Source organism: Dermatophilaceae bacterium Sec6.4, from assembly GCA_039636865.1.
Taxonomy (GTDB): Bacteria; Actinomycetota; Actinomycetes; order Actinomycetales; family Dermatophilaceae; genus Allobranchiibius.
In genome coordinates, this window is sequence record CP144172.1 from 525,039 (window position 1) to 540,404 (window position 15,366).

Annotated in this window: 12 protein-coding genes; 5 read left to right on the top strand and 7 right to left on the bottom strand. The window is 65.2% G+C overall.

Annotated features, from left to right (window positions below):
• Positions 1–3: 3 nt before the first annotated feature.
• The 7 genes from xdhB to V3G39_02645 all read right to left on the bottom strand — a co-directional run bounded on the left by xdhB (position 4) and on the right by V3G39_02645 (position 9,069).
• Positions 4–2,472: a xanthine dehydrogenase molybdopterin binding subunit gene (xdhB, locus tag V3G39_02615; GenBank protein ID XAS76948.1), complete on the bottom strand. Its 2,469-nt coding sequence runs from the start codon at positions 2,470–2,472 to the stop codon at positions 4–6.
• Between the two features lie 58 nt (positions 2,473–2,530).
• Entirely contained in the window at positions 2,531–3,970 is a 1,440-nt protein-coding gene (locus tag V3G39_02620) for an FAD binding domain-containing protein (protein XAS78164.1), read from the bottom strand.
• A 283-nt stretch (positions 3,971–4,253) separates the two neighbouring features.
• Positions 4,254–6,161 (bottom strand): 2-oxo-4-hydroxy-4-carboxy-5-ureidoimidazoline decarboxylase, encoded by a 1,908-nt coding sequence (uraD, locus tag V3G39_02625; protein ID XAS76949.1) that lies wholly within the window; start codon positions 6,159–6,161, stop codon positions 4,254–4,256.
• 277 nt (positions 6,162–6,438) lie between these two features.
• A complete protein-coding gene (gene pucL / locus V3G39_02630; GenBank protein ID XAS76950.1) occupies positions 6,439–7,338 on the bottom strand; it encodes a urate oxidase in 900 nt (299 codons plus the stop codon).
• Positions 7,339–7,343: 5 nt separating this feature from the next.
• Complete coding sequence (gene uraH / locus V3G39_02635) at positions 7,344–7,682, bottom strand: hydroxyisourate hydrolase (GenBank protein ID XAS76951.1); 339 nt, start codon at positions 7,680–7,682, stop codon at positions 7,344–7,346.
• Positions 7,679–8,191 (bottom strand): 2-oxo-4-hydroxy-4-carboxy-5-ureidoimidazoline decarboxylase, encoded by a 513-nt coding sequence (gene uraD / locus V3G39_02640; protein XAS76952.1) that lies wholly within the window; start codon positions 8,189–8,191, stop codon positions 7,679–7,681. The genes uraH and uraD (V3G39_02640) overlap by 4 nt, the downstream gene beginning before the upstream one ends.
• Before the next feature lie 113 nt (positions 8,192–8,304).
• Entirely contained in the window at positions 8,305–9,069 is a 765-nt protein-coding gene (locus V3G39_02645; GenBank protein ID XAS76953.1) for an IclR family transcriptional regulator, read from the bottom strand.
• A 182-nt stretch (positions 9,070–9,251) separates the two neighbouring features.
• On the opposite strand from V3G39_02645, the gene V3G39_02650 reads away from it, so the two are divergent.
• The 5 genes from V3G39_02650 to gcl all read left to right on the top strand — a co-directional run bounded on the left by V3G39_02650 (position 9,252) and on the right by gcl (position 15,364).
• On the top strand, positions 9,252–10,499 hold the full coding sequence (locus V3G39_02650; GenBank protein ID XAS76954.1) for an aldolase/citrate lyase family protein: 1,248 nt from the start codon (positions 9,252–9,254) through the stop codon (positions 10,497–10,499).
• Between the two features lie 156 nt (positions 10,500–10,655).
• On the top strand, positions 10,656–11,615 hold the full coding sequence (locus V3G39_02655) for a DUF559 domain-containing protein (protein XAS76955.1): 960 nt from the start codon (positions 10,656–10,658) through the stop codon (positions 11,613–11,615).
• Positions 11,616–11,775: 160 nt separating this feature from the next.
• A complete protein-coding gene (locus V3G39_02660; protein ID XAS76956.1) occupies positions 11,776–12,708 on the top strand; it encodes a TIM barrel protein in 933 nt (310 codons plus the stop codon).
• Positions 12,705–13,589, top strand: a complete 885-nt coding sequence (locus V3G39_02665; GenBank protein ID XAS76957.1) for a 2-hydroxy-3-oxopropionate reductase — start codon at positions 12,705–12,707, stop codon at positions 13,587–13,589. The genes V3G39_02660 and V3G39_02665 overlap by 4 nt, the downstream gene beginning before the upstream one ends.
• Positions 13,586–15,364: a glyoxylate carboligase gene (gene gcl, locus V3G39_02670; protein XAS76958.1), complete on the top strand. Its 1,779-nt coding sequence runs from the start codon at positions 13,586–13,588 to the stop codon at positions 15,362–15,364. Before V3G39_02665 ends, gcl begins: the two co-directional genes overlap by 4 nt.
• The last annotated feature ends 2 nt before the right edge of the window (positions 15,365–15,366 follow it).

Sequence of the window (15,366 nt, forward strand, 5' to 3'; positions counted from 1 at the left end):
GGTTCAGGCCTTTACCGAAGTAGCAGCAACCGGCTCGTGGGATAGCTGCTCAGAGACCGGGTGCATTGCGTGAGCGCCGGGGCCCGGTTGATCGGGCACCTGCCCGGCGGCCTGGGAATCACGCTCCATGTCACCGTCGGCGAGGCCGGAACGGGCCGACTCCACGGCCCAGTAGACCGCTTCCGGTGTTGAGGGCAGGCCCAGGTTGACGCTCGCGCCGGGCTCGCCGAAGGCGGCAGCAGCCTGACGTAGCGCCTCCCGTACGGAGAACGCCAGCATCAAGGGGGGCTCACCGACAGCTTTCGAGCCGTAGACGGCGCCTTCCTCGTGCGCGTGCTCCAGCAACGCCACGTTGAAGACCTCCGGCATTTCGGAGAAGCTCGGTAGCTTGTAGGTGCTCGCTGCCTGCGTCGACAGCTTGCCGCGCGTCGGCCGATCGCTCTCGTCCCAGACCAGCTCTTCCAACGTCATCCAGCCCGCACCCTGTACGTAACCGCCCTCGATCTGGCCCAGGTCCACCAACGGGGAGAGGCTGTCGCCGACGTCGTGCACGATGTCGACCCGGCGGGTGCGGTAGGCGCCGGTGAACCCGTCGACCTCCACCTCGGTCGCGGCAACTCCGTGCGCGAAATACTTGAACGGCTCACCCTGCATCACCGAGGAGTCCCAGTGCAGCCCCTCGGTGCGGTAGTAACCGGACGCCGACAACTGCACGCGATGGAAGTACGCGCGCATGGTCAGGTCCGACCAGTTCATTGCCTCGGCCTTGCTGCCGATCGCGGTGACCATTCCGTTCTCGAAGCGCACGTCGGCTGCGTTGACGCCGAAGTGCTGGGACGCAACCCCGGCCAGCCGCTCGCGTATCTGCTCACACGCGTTCTTCACGGCGCCACCATTGAGGTCAGCTCCTGAACTCGCAGCAGTAGCTGAGGTGTTGGGCACCTTGTCGGTCCGCGTCGGCGCGAGCCGCACCATCGACAGCGGGACGCCGAGTGCGGTCGCGGCGACCTGCAGCATCTTGGTGTGCAGGCCCTGACCCATCTCGGTGCCACCGTGGTTGATCAGTACCGACCCGTCCTTGTAGACCAGCACGAGCGCGCCGCCCTGGTTGAACGCCGTGAGGTTGAAGGAGATCCCGAACTTCACGGCCGTCATCGCCAGGGCGCGCTTGACGTCGGTGTGCGCCTCGTTGAATTCGGCGATCTGCGCCTGGCGAGCCTGCACGTCACCGGAGGTGATGACCTGGTCCCACGCATGCTGCACGCGGTCCCACTGGGTCACCGGCTGACCGTAGGGCGTGGTCTGACCGGGGCCGTAGAAATTCTGGCGGCGTAGCTGCGCAGGATCGATGCCGAGCAGCGGCGCACACCGGCCGAGGATGTCCTCGATCACCAGCATGCCCTGGGGGCCGCCGAATCCGCGGAATGCGGTCTGTGACGTCTTGTTGGTCTTGGCGATGCGGCCGTTGACCCGCACATTCGGGATCCAGTAGGCGTTGTCGATGTGGCAGACCGCGCGGGCCAGAACCGGCTCGGACAGGTCGATACTCCAGCCGCCGTCAGCGGTCAGCGTTGCATCGAGCGCGACCAGCCCGCCGTCCGCGTCGAAGCCCACCCGCCACTGCGTGTGGAACCCGTGGCGTTTACCGGTCATCGTCATGTCCAGGGTTCGGTTCAGGCGCAACCGGACCGGGCGACCGGTGAGGATCGAGCCGAGCGCGGCGATCGACGCGAGGCCATGTGGCTGCATCTCCTTGCCGCCGAAACCGCCACCCATCCGTAGGCACTGCACGGTGATCTCATGCGCCGGTCGACCGAGGACGTGGGACAGGATTTCCTGGGTCTCACTCGGGTGCTGGGTGCTGCACTGCACGAAGATCTGACCGTTCTCGTCCACGTGAGCCAGCGAGCAGTGCGTCTCCAGGTAGAAGTGCTCCTGACCCTTGAACTCGAATTCGCCGGAGAAGACGTGGGCGGCCTCTTCGAAACCGGCGCCGACATCGCCGCGCTCCATGTGGGGCTGGGCACCCTGGAAGCTATCGGCGGCGATGGCCTCACGCGCGGTCATCACCGACGGCAGTGGCTCGTAGTCGACCTCGACTGCTGCTGCGCCGAGACGGGCCGCTTCGAGGGTCTCGCCCAGCACCCACACGATGGCGTGGCCGTAGTACATGACCTCGGTCGGGAAGAGCGGCTCGTCGTGCTTGGTGCCCGCGTCGTTCACGCCGGGCACATCGCTCGCCCCGAGCACGCGTACGACGCCCTCGACCTCGAGCGCGGGCGCCGTGTTCAGTCGGGTGACGGTGGCGTGCGCGTGCACCGACTGGACGGGCCAGGCATGCAGGCAGTCCTTGGTGCGACCGACGAGGTCGTCGGTGTAGAGCGCGAGCCCGGTGACATGCAGATCGGCCGCCTCGTGCGGAATCGTCTGCCCGACAACGGAATTACTGGGACGCTCGGATAGAGAACTCATGCGGGGACCTCGCAAAGTATCGAAGTGACGAAGGAGCGGAGAACTTTGTGGGACACCGTCATGCGCCGACCTCCTGTACTGCAGTCTGTGAATGGAACTTGAGCAGTGCGGTGCGCAGCATCGCCGCTCGATATCGGCTACTCGCCCGGTGGTCATCCATCGGGGTGCCGGTGGCGCCGAGCACCCGTGCGGCACTCTGCGCCGTCGCCAACGTCCATGGCTTGCCCTCGAGGGCTGCCTCGGTGTCCAGGGCGCGTAGCGGGGTCGCCGCCACCCCACCCAGACCGATGCGGGCACGGCGTACGACGCCGTCCTCGATATCCATCGCGATCGCGACGGCCACGCTGGAGATGTCATCGAAGCGTCGTTTGGCGATCTTGTGGAATGCGGTGTGCCGGCCCAACGGCAGGGGGACGCGGACGGATCTGATCAGTTCGTCGGCGTCCCGGATGGTCTGGCGGTAACCGGTGAAGTAGTCGGCCAGGTCGACGACCCGCTCGCCGCGAGTGCTCGTGAGCACCAGTTGGCACTCCAGCGCGAGCAGCACCGGCAAGCTGTCGCCAATGGGGGACCCCGTGCCCAGGTTGCCACCGAGTGTCGCGCCGTTACGGATCAACCGGGAGGCGAATTGGGCAAAGAGCTCGGCCAGCAACGGCACTCGGCCATCGAGGCGTCGTTCGATCTCCGACAGCGTGAGAGCGGCACCGATCTCGACGAAGTCTTCGCCCTCACGCAGCTCGCGCAGTTCGGCCAGACGGTCGATGGCGACCAGCACGGGGGAGCGCGCCATCAACAGATTGGCAGCGACTCCCCAGTCGGTGGAGCCGGCGACGAGTAGCGTGCCGGGACCGCTGGTCAGCAGCTCCAGCGCCTCGGCCAGATCGGCCGGGCGGATGAACTCGTGGACCCCATCGCTGACGCGGGTCGGCACGGCCGCCGGGGCGGGCTTGGACCGGCGCTGGGCCAACGGGTCCTCGGCGGGAGGCCGACCCAGCGCGTACGCAGCGTCCCTGATGGGCCGGTAGCCGGTGCAGCGGCACAGGTTGCCCGACAGTGCATGCAGGTCGAAACCGTTGGGACCGTGCTCGTGATCGGTCTCACCATGATCGGAGGCATCGAGCCCGCTGCTGTCAGCAGGTGCGCGGTCTGACCGGTAGTACTCCGAGGCCATGCTGCACACGAATCCAGGCGTGCAGTAGCCGCATTGCGAACCGCCGCGGTGCGCCATCTCCTCCTGCACCGGGTGCAGGTTGCCGGGCGATCCGAGGCCTTCGGCGGTGATGACCTCCTGACCGTTGTAGCCGACGGCGGGCGGCAGGCAGGCGTTGACGGCGACCCATGACGACCCGTCGCCGGTTGTGTCGTCGGGGCGGGAGACCAGCACCGAGCAGGCGCCGCACTCACCCTCTGCGCAGCCCTCCTTGGCACCCGTCAGGCCCTGCCCACGTAGATAGTCCAGCAGGCTCATATAGGAGGGGGTGTCGGCGAGCGAACGCATCGCGCCGTTGACCGTGATCTGGGGACTCGGAGTATCCGAGGTGATGCGGGTGTTGCTTGATGTCCCTGAAGAGGCGGTGATCGTCATCGCGTCGACTCCTTGTTGCATAGTCGCGAAAGCTGCGCCCCTGCTGGGGGCGGCATGGTTCGACGGCAATGCCTCGGCCTGGTTGTCCATGCAGAACAAGCCGATCGGTGATATGAGTTTAAGCACATCACCGGCATGCCGGGCGCCGAGTCGCGGGTGCATCTGTGCGGCGCATCCCACGACTCGGCGGGTTTTTTCAGAGGTTCCGAAGCGCCCGGGCCGATGCGATCGGGTTCGCATCTGCGACCAGGTGATCGAAGCGGTAACCGGCGATCTTGGCGATCTCGACCAGGGCGATGTTGTGCTCCTGGATCGAGGAGTTACGAAGTCGCGCCTCACCGTGCTTGATGATGTCGTCGAAGCCGCCCTCATCACGCACGCAGACCACCATCGGGAAGCCGAACTGAGCTTCGTAACTATTGGTGAGTTGGTCGAGTTTTTTCTGGTCCTCTTCGGCCAGATGGGTCAATCCGCGGGTGCCCTGATCCTGCATCGACTCCATCCCAGCGGTGTCCATCTGCCCCAGACGGGGGTATGCCCGGATCAGTTCGCTCTGCTCGTCGCCCGTCGCAGCGAACAATGCCTCTTGGAAGGCTGAGCGTAGATCGGCGGTGTCCTGGAAGGGTCGCTGGCCGAAGGCCCGCTGGGCCATCCACGACGGACCCTGGAACAGGCCACCGAAGGACTGGACGAAGTCCGCCTCGGTCATGGCATTCACATCATCCAACCGAATGGTCTTACCCGACTGGTCGGAGATGATCGGCTGCAGGCCGCCGCCCACGTGGTAGAAGACCATGTAGAGCACGAAGGCAGTGATGCTGCCGATGGTGATACCGCTACCGAGCAGCACTTGAGCATCCTGCGGCAGGGCCTTGGCCACGTCGGGCTGTGCGGTGACGAACCCGGCGAGACCGACACTCGTCGCCACGATGATGGTGTTGCGCTGATCGTTGAAGTCGACCTTGGTCAACGTCTGGAAGCCGACGACTGCGACGGTGGAGAACATTGCAAGACCTGCGCCACCCAGGACCGGGGAGGGGATGCCCGCTGCGATCGCCGCGGCCTTGGGGATCAGCCCCAAGATGATCATGAACACGCCGGCAGCCGCCACAACGTAGCGACTCTTGACACGAGTCAGTCGCACGAGGCCGACGTTCTCGGCAAAGCAGGTGTAGGGGAAGGAGTTCAGGACGCCACCGATGAGAGTGGCCAGACCGTCGGCGCGTAGTGCCTTCGACACATCCTCGCCGCCGACCCGCTTCTCGACGATCTCTGCCGTGGCGAAGACGTCACCGGTCGTTTCCACGGCGGTGATCAGCATCACGATGACCATCGCGATGATCGCACCGAGCGCGAATTTCGGTGCGCCGAAGTAGAACGGAGTGGTCACCCCGATGACCTCGGCCTTGGCCACGCCGCCGAAGTTCGCGTCCCCGAGCGCCCACGCGATCAGGGTGCCGACAACCAGGCCGATCAACACGGCAACGGTCGCGATGAAGCCGCGGAAGAGACGCTGGAGCAGCACGATGAAGAGCACAGTGCCCAGCGCGTAGAGCAGATATTTCCCGTTGCCCGGGTCAGCCTTGCCGTCCGGGCCGCGCACGGCGTCGCCGGCTGCGACGGGTAGCAGCGACAGGCCGATGATCGTGATGACCGATCCGGTGACCACCGGTGGGAAGAAGCGGACGAGCTTGCCGAAGAACGGGGCTATCAGGAAGGTGAAGACACCGGCGACGATCGTCGCGCCATAGATATACAGCAGACCATCGGTGCCACCACCGTTACTCGTACCGATCAGGATCATCGGGCCGACGGCGGTGAAGGTCACGCCCTGCAGCAGCGGCAGCTTGACGCCGACCTTCCAGAATCCGATGGACTGGATCAGGCTGGCGATCCCGCAGGTGAACAGGTCGGCATTGATCAGGTGGATCAACTGTTCGGTGCTCAGCTTGAGAGCGCCTGCGAGCAGGATCGGGACGATCACTGCGCCGGCATAGAACGCCAGCACGTGCTGGATGCCGTAGATGGCCAGCCGCGGTACCGGCAGAAGTTCGTCGACCGGATGGACGGGGGGTTTGGACTTGGGTGCCGCAGTCGCGGTCATCGGTGCTCCTAGGTTCAGCCTGCATTCCGACATACGCAATATGAATTCCGTATGTCGGAATGTTAGGGAGTGACTCGGGTCACGTCAAGAGGTTGGAGATATCGGGTATATCTGGCCTGAGACGTACTGATGTGCACGACGAATAGCGTTGTAACGCTGCGACATTCGCGCTTCGTATGGGACGATGATGAATAGTTTGTGGATGTTGTTTTTGCCCAGAACGACGCCGCCGGCACTATGAGAGGTGCCGGCGGCGTCGGGTCCGAGACGGGGTGGGTCAGCTCCAGGCTTGGCCGGGCTCGTAGGAGCCGGTCATGTCCACATCGGCGGAGCGTTGGATGGTGGCCTCGATCAGGCCGTACGGCCGGTCGGCCGCGTAGAGGACCTCGTTGTCGTTCTCGAGACCGAACGGCGACAGGTCGACCAGGAAGTGGTGCTTGTTCGGGGCGCTCATCCGGATCTCGGCGACTCCGGGCTCTGCGTCCAGTACCTTCTGACCCATCTCCCAGATGGTGTGCTGCAGCGCATAGCTGTAGGCGGCGCCGAAGGTGGTGGTCATCGCGTCGACGACATTGGCGAACGAACCGTTCCAGTCCGCGTTCTCGTTCGAGGTGTGCGCCCACTGGGCGGTGACGGCGGTCGCCATCACGCGGTCATTGGTCGGCTGCAGGGTCGTGTACTTGTCCTGGTAGAAGCCGTGGAATTCCGAATCCGTGGTCTTCAGGACGACGTAGTCCTTCAGGCCGCTGACCACCGTGGCCGCCTCGTCACCATGGCGGCGGACGGTGACGGTGCGGATGTAGTCGTTGATGCGGCGGAAGCCGTGGTTCTCTTCGCCGATTCGCGCCCAGGTGAAGGCCTCGACGTTGATCTTGACGGAGGAGACCTGCGGGACATCATCGACGAAGTGGTTGGCGAGGGCGAGGGCGAAGGACTCCGGCGCGCGGACGGCCTCACCGGCCTCCTTGGCGAACGCGTTGACGGTGTTCTTGCAGGCATCGGTCGTGAGGACCTTGGCCTGGTCGCCGGTGATGTGCGCATCGTCGAAGTCACCCGAGAGGGAGACGCTCACGTTGTAGTCGACCATGTCGTGACGACCTTCACGGGTGTCCCGGAAGACCCTGACGACGTGGACTTCAGCCTTGCCGTACTGGTTGTGACCCAACACATATGACATGTGATTCAGCTCCCTCTATAGGTGGAAAATGCGAACGGACTGAGCAGGACCGGGACGTGGTAATGCCGCTCGTCGGCGACCACGAAGGTGATGGTGACTTCCGGGTAGAACGCTGCGACACCCTGTGCGGCGAAGTAGTCGCCGGTGCCGAAGGTGATGCGGTAGGTGCCCGGTGCGAGCGCGTCGGCGGCGACGCGTGAGATGCGGCCGTCGTCGTCCGTGACGCCCGAGCCGATGCTGGTCCAGCCAGCACCGTCAGTGGCCTTCGCGAAGGCTTCGACGGGAATACCGGCTGCGGGGGTGCCGCTGACGGCATCCAGCACGTGGGTGGACAAGGTGCTCATCGGAGCATCGCCTCCAGGCGTAGGTGGGTGATCTGACGAAGTTGTTCGGTGACCTCACGCAGTTCTGCGTGCTCGTCGTTGTCCATCCGACGTACGAGCTCGGTGAGGATCTCCTGCGGCTGGCGGCCGGCGGCCCGAATGAGGAATACGCGGTCGAAGCGCTGTTCGTAATCGGCGTTGCCGGTGAGCAGGTCGCGGCGTACTTGGTCGTCGGCGTCGCCCATCGCCGCCTGCTCGGAGCGGGAGAACGACGCGGACTCCGATGAACCCTGCACTTTTTCACCGATGCGGGGGTGGTCGCCCAGGGCGGCGGCGATGTCTGCGGCATCCAGGTGGGCAAACGCGGCGTCCGCGGCTACGAGTGCGGCGTCGCGGTCGGCATACGGGCGACCGTCGGTGACCCGGGTCACCCACCCCGGTGCTGCACAGCAGGCCCGCAGCAGCTCAGCAGCCTGCTGCGCCGAAAGCGCGTCGAACGCTTCGGTCGTGATCGGGAGGTCGGCGGTCACTGTTCCTCTTTCGCCTGATCGTCATACTTTCATGATGCGGAAGATGTATTCCACAATGAGAAATATGACAGGAATCACAGCCCCGGTCAAGGGGGTACTGCGATATATGTGAATCAGGCTGAGGCGCTGTCCAGTTCGCGACCCAACTGGGCGGCTACCTCCTGCAGGAACGGTATTGCACGCTTGCGGACCTCGCTGGTCATCCGGGCGGCCGGGGATGACATAGAGATGGACATCAGCGCGGTCTTGCTGGGAATCGCAACAGCTATGCAGGTCACGCCGAGCTCCATCTCGCCTTCCTCGATGGCAAACCCGACCTTGCGGATACGGGCGAGTTCGGTCAGCATCGCGGCCGGATCGGTAATGGTCCGCTCCGTCATCGCAGGCATGCCCGTGCGGTGCAGAATGTGCACCACGTCGGCGTCGGGCAACTGGGCGAGCATGGCTTTTCCGGCGGCGCGGCAATGCGGCAGTACCCGCCGACCGATGTCCGTGAACATTCGCATCGCGTGCGGGGAGGGCACTTGGCCGACGTACACCAGTTGATCGTTGTCGAGGGTCGCGAGGTTGGCGGTCTCGCCGAACTCGCGCACGATGCGGCCCAGTTCCGGTGCACTACGCGAGCCGAAAGCGATCAGGGCCGTCGCGCCGAGCGGAATCAGTCGCGAGCCCAGGGCATACCGTCGATCCGGTAACTGGCGTAGGTAGCCGCGATCAGCCATCGTGCGCACAATGCGGTGGATTGTCGGCATCGGCAGGCCGGACACCGCGCTCATCTCGACCAGAGCCATCTCACCACCTGCAGCATCGATCGCCTCCAGGATGTCCAGGGCGCGCCCCACAGATTGCACGCCACCGGTTCGCGGGCTGTCGGCCATGGGGTCTCCTCGTAGCGTGCACTTGAATCGATGCTGAGGCATGCGCTCGATGATCAACGCATGACTACCCAGTGACGGGCCCGTCGATGTGGCGGCTGCATCTTCTCATCCGGAGATGGAAGCTGGTACTTTCCGCCATACGGAATCTTACTTCCACATGGCAAACTTTTGAAGGAGAACGTATGTCCGAAGGCGTCACTGAAGCTCTTATCGCCGAACTGGATCGCGAACTGGCGCAGGCGGACCTCGACCTGACCCGTCGATACCCTGGTGACCGGGTGGACCGTGCGCCGATCCACACCGTCTACGTTCCCGCCGATCGGTACGACGCCGGAACACCCGCCGCCTGGGGCAACGAGGCCCTGAGCCTGCTGGACCGTTATGCGCCCTCTGCCGATGACCTGGCCGGGTTGGTCGGGATGGCACCCGAACGCGTCGCTGACGTCTACGACCGGTTGCGCGCCAAATTGGAACGGGAGCCCATCGAAGACCTCCGGGTGGACTTCGAGGACGGCTACGGCCGCCGCGCCGACGACGTGGAGGACTCCGACCTGGCGGCTGCGCTCGCCTCCTACGGGAGCCAGCACGCCGATGGCACCCGACCGGCGTGGTGGGGCATCCGCTTCAAGGCGTTCGAGGGTCCCACCCGCGAGCGTGGAGTGCGCACGCTGGTCGCCTTCCTGGAAGCCACCTGCACCGGCGGGCAGGTGCCCGCCGGGCTGACCCTGACGTTGCCGAAGGTCACCTCTGTTGAGCAGGTCGCCGCGATGGCGCTCGCGCTGGATCGCATCGAACCAGCCCTCGGCCTGGCCGATCACGCGCTTGGTTTCGAGATCCAGATCGAGACCGCCCAGGCAATCCTCGCGGCGGACGGACGCGCCGCCGTCGCCCAGATGGTGCATGCATCCGACGGCCGGGCGACCGCTCTGGTCTACGGCACCTTCGACTACAGCGCCGGGCTCGGCGTTGCCGCGCCGTACCAGTCTGCGGATCACCCGGTCGCCGACCATGCGAAGGCCGTCATGCAGGTGGCTGCTGCGCAGACCGGCGTCACGGTGTCGGACGGCTCTACGAACGTCGTGGATTTCTCATCCGTCGAGGCGGCCGGGGCCACCTGGACGCTGCACAGCGAGCTGGTCACGCGCTCACTGGTGCAGGGGATCTACCAGGGTTGGGACATGTGCCCGGGTCACCTGGTTTCGCGCTATCTCGCGACCTACCTGTTCTTCCGCGAGGCGATGCGTCCGGCGGCGGCCAGGCTCGCGGCATACGTCGGCAAGGTCGAGGGTGGCGTGATGGATGAGCCCGCTACCGCGAGGATGCTCGCCTTCGCATTGTTGCGCGGGGTGCGCTGTGGCGCTGTCGATGAGTCCGAGGTGCTCGAGCTCGCCGGGCTGAGCGTCGAAGAACTCGCCGCGATGACCCGCTGAGGGAGCCTCTAACGAAAGTTGTGTGAACGGGTGCGCTCCATCGAGCGCACCCGTTCACACAACTTTCGTCGTTCCCGTTGTCCACACCCCTAGACATCATCCACACCTCCGGTGGTTCACGACGACGAAACTCGGCGCGGTGAGCAGGGTGCGTAGATGAGCACATCTGAGCGCATCGTGTCGACACCGCTTTCACTTCCGCTCCCGGGCTGTGGTCGCCGAAAGTTTCGCGCCGAGGTGACCAGGCAGCTGGCAGAACTGCAGGATGGCGTGTGCTCGCGGACACAACTGCGCGCCCTCGGGGTCACGCGCGACGATGTACGTCATGAGGTAGCTGCCGGACGATGGGGCATCGCGGGCGCTCAAACGGTCCAGTTGAGCACGGGTGGCGCGACGGCAGGTTGGCGAAGCGCGATCTGGGAGACGCGCGGGGATGCGCGGTTGGATGGAGTGACGGCGTTACTGGCCGCAGGCCTGACCGGTTGGAACGAAGATGTCGTGCACCTCAGTGTGATGGCCGGAAGTCGTGTTCGGCCAGTGCCCGGAGTCCACATCCATCAGCTTCGATCTCGCGAGAACGACGTCGTCGGGGACCCACCCCGCACGAGCATCGACTGGGCAGCGCTGCGGGCAGCATCCTGGGCATCAAGTGACCGAGCGGCAACGACACTGCTGGCGATGGCGGTTCAGCAACGTCTCACCACCGCTGCGCGGTTGCGCCGACTGCTCGAGGAAGCGCCCGCCATCCACCGCGTCGCGCACCTGCGTGTCGTCGTGCGGGATATCGCGGGTGGCGCGCAGGCCCTCTCCGAGATCGATTTTGCTCGACTCTGTAGGCAGCATGGACTCCCGGAACCGAGCCGGCAAGTCCCGCGAAGTGGGCCGGGTGGTCGGATCTACCTGGATGCCGAATGGCCGACATACGGGGTGGTCGTGGAGATCGACGGTTCCCAGCATCGCGCGGGTCTGGCGACGGTGAGTGATGCGCTGCGCGATAACCACCTCACGATCCACGGCTCCAGAGTGCTGCGAATTCCGGTGCTCGGGCTGCGAGTGGAACCGGAAGCATTCTTGGCGCAACTCGGGGAAGCGCTGCGGCGGGGCGGTTGGAGTTGACCGCACACGAAGTTGTGTGAACGGGTGCGCCGTATTGAGCGCGCTGGTTCACACAACTTCGGTTGGGATATATGCAGGCAGGGGTTTACGTGTGGCGCTGGCCACGCTATTCTGAATCGCGGAATACAAATTCCACGATACGAAAGTTTGAGGACTGCCGATGGCGACGACCCGTTACGCGGTGAACATCTCGATCCTGTTCACCGAACTGCCCTTTCTGGAGCGCCCGGCAGCCGCCCGCGCGGCCGGGTTCGATGCCATCGAGAGTTGGTGGCCGTGGAGCACTGCGACGCCGACACAGGAAGAGCAGGACGCGTTCGTCACCGCTGTACAGGACGCCGGCGTCCAGCTCATCGGGTTGAACTTCTTCGCTGGTGACATGCCCGGTGGGGACCGCGGTCTGGTCAGCTGGGTAGAGCGGCAGGACGAGTTCGCCGAGAACATTCCTGTCGTGGTCGACCTCGGTCGACGACTGGACTGCCACGCGTTCAATGCGCTGTACGGCAACCGCATCGATGCGGGCGGACCCAATGACGGCTCTGCTCTCGAAGCAGACGAAGCCGCAGTGTTGGCGCTCGCAGCGGCCGGTCGCGCTGTCGCAGAGATCGATGGCGTCGTGCTGATCGAGCCGGTCAGCGGGACCCCGGCCTACCCGCTCAAGACCGCCGACGACGTCTTCGCGGTCATCGACCGGGTCCACTCCGAGACCGGTGTGGACAACCTGGAGTTCCTCTGCGACCTCTACCACCTTGCGGTCAACGGCGACGATCTCGACGCCGTCATCGAGAAGTACGGCGACCGCGTGGGTCACGTGCAGATCGCCGACAACCCCGGCCGCGGCGAGCCCGGCACCGGCGGCCTGGACCTGCCGGCCTATATCTGGCGCCTGCAGGCTGCGGGCTACGACGGATATGTCGCTCTGGAGTACAAGACGACCTCCACCACCGAAGCCGGCTTGGACCAGTGGCTGCCCCGCGCGGCCCGCAGCAGCATCGCGACCGGCCTCGAGGGTGGCGCGACGGGCAGCAGCTCCGTAACCACAGACAACACAGACAGCAACAGCACCGACAACAAGGAAGCGAGCTCCGAATGAGCACCCGTATTGCCTTCATCGGCATGGGAATCATGGGCAGCCCGATGGCCGTCCACCTGCAGAATGCAGGACACCAGGTCACCGGTTTCGACCACAACCCGGACAAGATCCAGCCCCTCGTCGACGCGGGCGGCAAGGCCGTCACCTCGGCTGCCGACGCAGTGCGTGACGCTGAAGTCATCGCCGTGATGGTGCCGGACAGTCCGCATGTCGCTTCTGTGCTGCAGGACGAGGGGGGCGTCTATGACAGCGCTCCCGCCGGTGCGTTGATCATCGACTTCTCTTCGATCCGCCCCGATGTCACCGTCGATCTGGCAACGGAGGCCAAGGGCAAGGGCTTCCGCATCCTGGATGCTCCCGTGTCCGGTGGCGAGGCCGGCGCCAAGAACGCCGCGCTGTCGATCATGGTCGGCGGTTCTGCTGAGGACTTCGCAACCGCCAAGCCGCTGTTGGACGTGGTCGGTAAGACCGTCGTGCACGTCGGCCCGTCCGGCTCCGGCCAGACCGTGAAGGCTGCGAACCAGCTCATCGTCGCCATCAATATCGAGGCCGTTGCGGAAGCGCTGGTCTTCCTCGAGGCCTACGGCGTCGACACCGAAGCCGCGCTCGACGTCCTCGGTGGCGGACTGGCCGGCAGTGCCGTGCTGAATCAGAAGCGCGGCAACATGACCTCGCGCAGCTTCGACCCGGGGTTCCGGATCGACCTGCATCACAAGGACATGGGCATTGTCACCTCCGCTGCACGTGAGGCCGGTGTGGTCCTGCCGCTCGGCGCACTCGCGGCCCAGTTGGTCGCCTCGGTGCGCGCCAACGGTGGCGGCAATCTTGACCACTCCGCTCTGCTCAAGGGCGTCGAACTACTTTCCGGAGGTTCCAAATGACCCTTATGCGTGCGGTTGACGCCGCCTGTCTGATCATGGAGAAGGAAGGCGCCACTCAGCTGTTCGGGTTGCCCGGCGCCGCGATCAACCCCTTCTACAGCGCGGTCCGTGACCACGGTGGCTTCCAGCACGTGCTGGCCCGTCACGTCGAGGCTGCGTCGCACATGGCCGAGGGGTACACCCGCGCTGCCGCCGGCAACATCGGTGTGTGTGTCGGCACCTCGGGTCCCGCGGGCACCGACATGATCACCGGTCTGTACTCCGCCTCCGCGGACTCGATCCCGATCCTGTGCCTGACCGGTCAGGCACCCGTCGCCAAGCTGGCCAAGGAAGACTTCCAGGCCGTTGACATCGCTTCGATCGCCGCCCCGGTCACCAAGTGGTCGGTGACCGTCATGAGTGCAGGACAGGTGCCCGGCACCTTCCAGAAGGCGTTCCACCTGATGCGCTCCGGCCGTCCCGGTCCCGTCCTGATCGACCTCCCGATCGATGTGCAGATGGCGCAGATCGAGTTCGATATCGACACCTACGAGCCGATGGTCGTCACTCCGCCGAAGGCCACCGCCAAGCAGGCGCAGCACATCCTGGACATGCTGGCTGCAGCAGAGCGTCCGCTGATCGTCGCCGGTGGTGGAATCGTCAACGCCGATGCTGCCGAGGAGCTCGTTGCATTTGCCGAGCTGACCGGTATCCCGGTCATCCCGACCCTGATGGGCTGGGGCACGATTCCCGATGACCACCCGCTGATGGCCGGCATGGTCGGGCTGCAGACAAGTCACCGTTACGGCAACGAGACGATGCTCGCCGCCGACTTCGTGCTCGGTATCGGCAACCGGTGGGCCAACCGCCACACCGGTGGCATCGACACCTACACCGAAGGCCGCAAGTTCGTACATATCGACATCGAGCCGACGCAGATCGGGCGGGTCTTCTCGCCCGACTACAGCGTCGTGTCCGACGCCGGCGCCGCATTGCGTCAGCTCGTCGAGACCGGCACGGGCGCCCAGCTGCCCGACCGCTCGGCGTGGGCGAAGGAGTGCCGTGAGCGTCGCGCTCAGGGTCAGCGCAAGACCAACTTCGATGTCATGCCGATCAAGCCGCAGCGCGTCTATCAGGAGATGAACGCCGCATTCGGCACGGACGCGACCTACGTCTCGACCATCGGCCTCTCGCAGATCCAGGCGGCGCAGTTGCTGCACGTCTACCACCCCCGGCACTGGATCAACGCCGGTCAGGCCGGCCCGCTGGGCTGGACGCTGCCCGCAGCGCTCGGTGTCGCCACCGCGAGCCCGAACGCCAACGTGATCGCCCTGTCCGGTGACTACGACTTCCAGTTCCTGATCGAGGAACTCGCCGTCGGCGCGCAGTTCAACATCCCCTACATCCATGTGGTCGTGAACAACGCCTACCTCGGCCTGATCCGGCAGAGTCAGCGCGGATTCAGCATGGACTACTGCGTGCAGCTGGCCTTTGACAATGTCAACGCCGATGACGAGGAAGCCACCCACAACAGCTACGGCGTGGACCACATCAAGGTCGCACAGGGCATGGGCTGCAAGGCGATCCGGGTGACTGAGCCCGACAAGATCGCCCAGGGTCTGGAAGATGCGAAGAAGCTGCGCGACGAGTACCGGGTGCCGGTGATCGTCGAGATCATCCTGGAGCGCGTCACCAATGTGTCGATGGGCACCGAGCTGGACAACGTCGTTGAGTTCGAGGAACTCGCCGCCCGCGGCGAGGACGCGCCCACCGCTTCAGTGTCGATGCTGGACTGAGC

Excerpts from the sequence above, each read along its gene's own strand:
- xdhB (XAS76948.1), bottom strand. The coding sequence starts at position 2,472 with ATGAGTTCTCTATCCGAGCGTCCCAGTAATTCCGTTGTCGGGCAGACG.
- V3G39_02620 (XAS78164.1), bottom strand. The coding sequence starts at position 3,970 with ATGCGTTCGCTCGCCGACACCCCCTCCTATATGAGCCTGCTGGACTAT.
- uraD (XAS76949.1), bottom strand. The coding sequence starts at position 6,161 with ATGACCGCGACTGCGGCACCCAAGTCCAAACCCCCCGTCCATCCGGTC.
- pucL (XAS76950.1), bottom strand. The coding sequence starts at position 7,338 with ATGTCATATGTGTTGGGTCACAACCAGTACGGCAAGGCTGAAGTCCAC.
- uraH (XAS76951.1), bottom strand. The coding sequence starts at position 7,682 with ATGAGCACCTTGTCCACCCACGTGCTGGATGCCGTCAGCGGCACCCCC.
- V3G39_02645 (XAS76953.1), bottom strand. The coding sequence starts at position 9,069 with ATGGCCGACAGCCCGCGAACCGGTGGCGTGCAATCTGTGGGGCGCGCC.
- V3G39_02650 (XAS76954.1), top strand. The coding sequence starts at position 9,252 with ATGTCCGAAGGCGTCACTGAAGCTCTTATCGCCGAACTGGATCGCGAA.
- V3G39_02655 (XAS76955.1), top strand. The coding sequence starts at position 10,656 with ATGAGCACATCTGAGCGCATCGTGTCGACACCGCTTTCACTTCCGCTC.
- V3G39_02660 (XAS76956.1), top strand. The coding sequence starts at position 11,776 with ATGGCGACGACCCGTTACGCGGTGAACATCTCGATCCTGTTCACCGAA.
- V3G39_02665 (XAS76957.1), top strand. The coding sequence starts at position 12,705 with ATGAGCACCCGTATTGCCTTCATCGGCATGGGAATCATGGGCAGCCCG.
- gcl (XAS76958.1), top strand. The coding sequence starts at position 13,586 with ATGACCCTTATGCGTGCGGTTGACGCCGCCTGTCTGATCATGGAGAAG.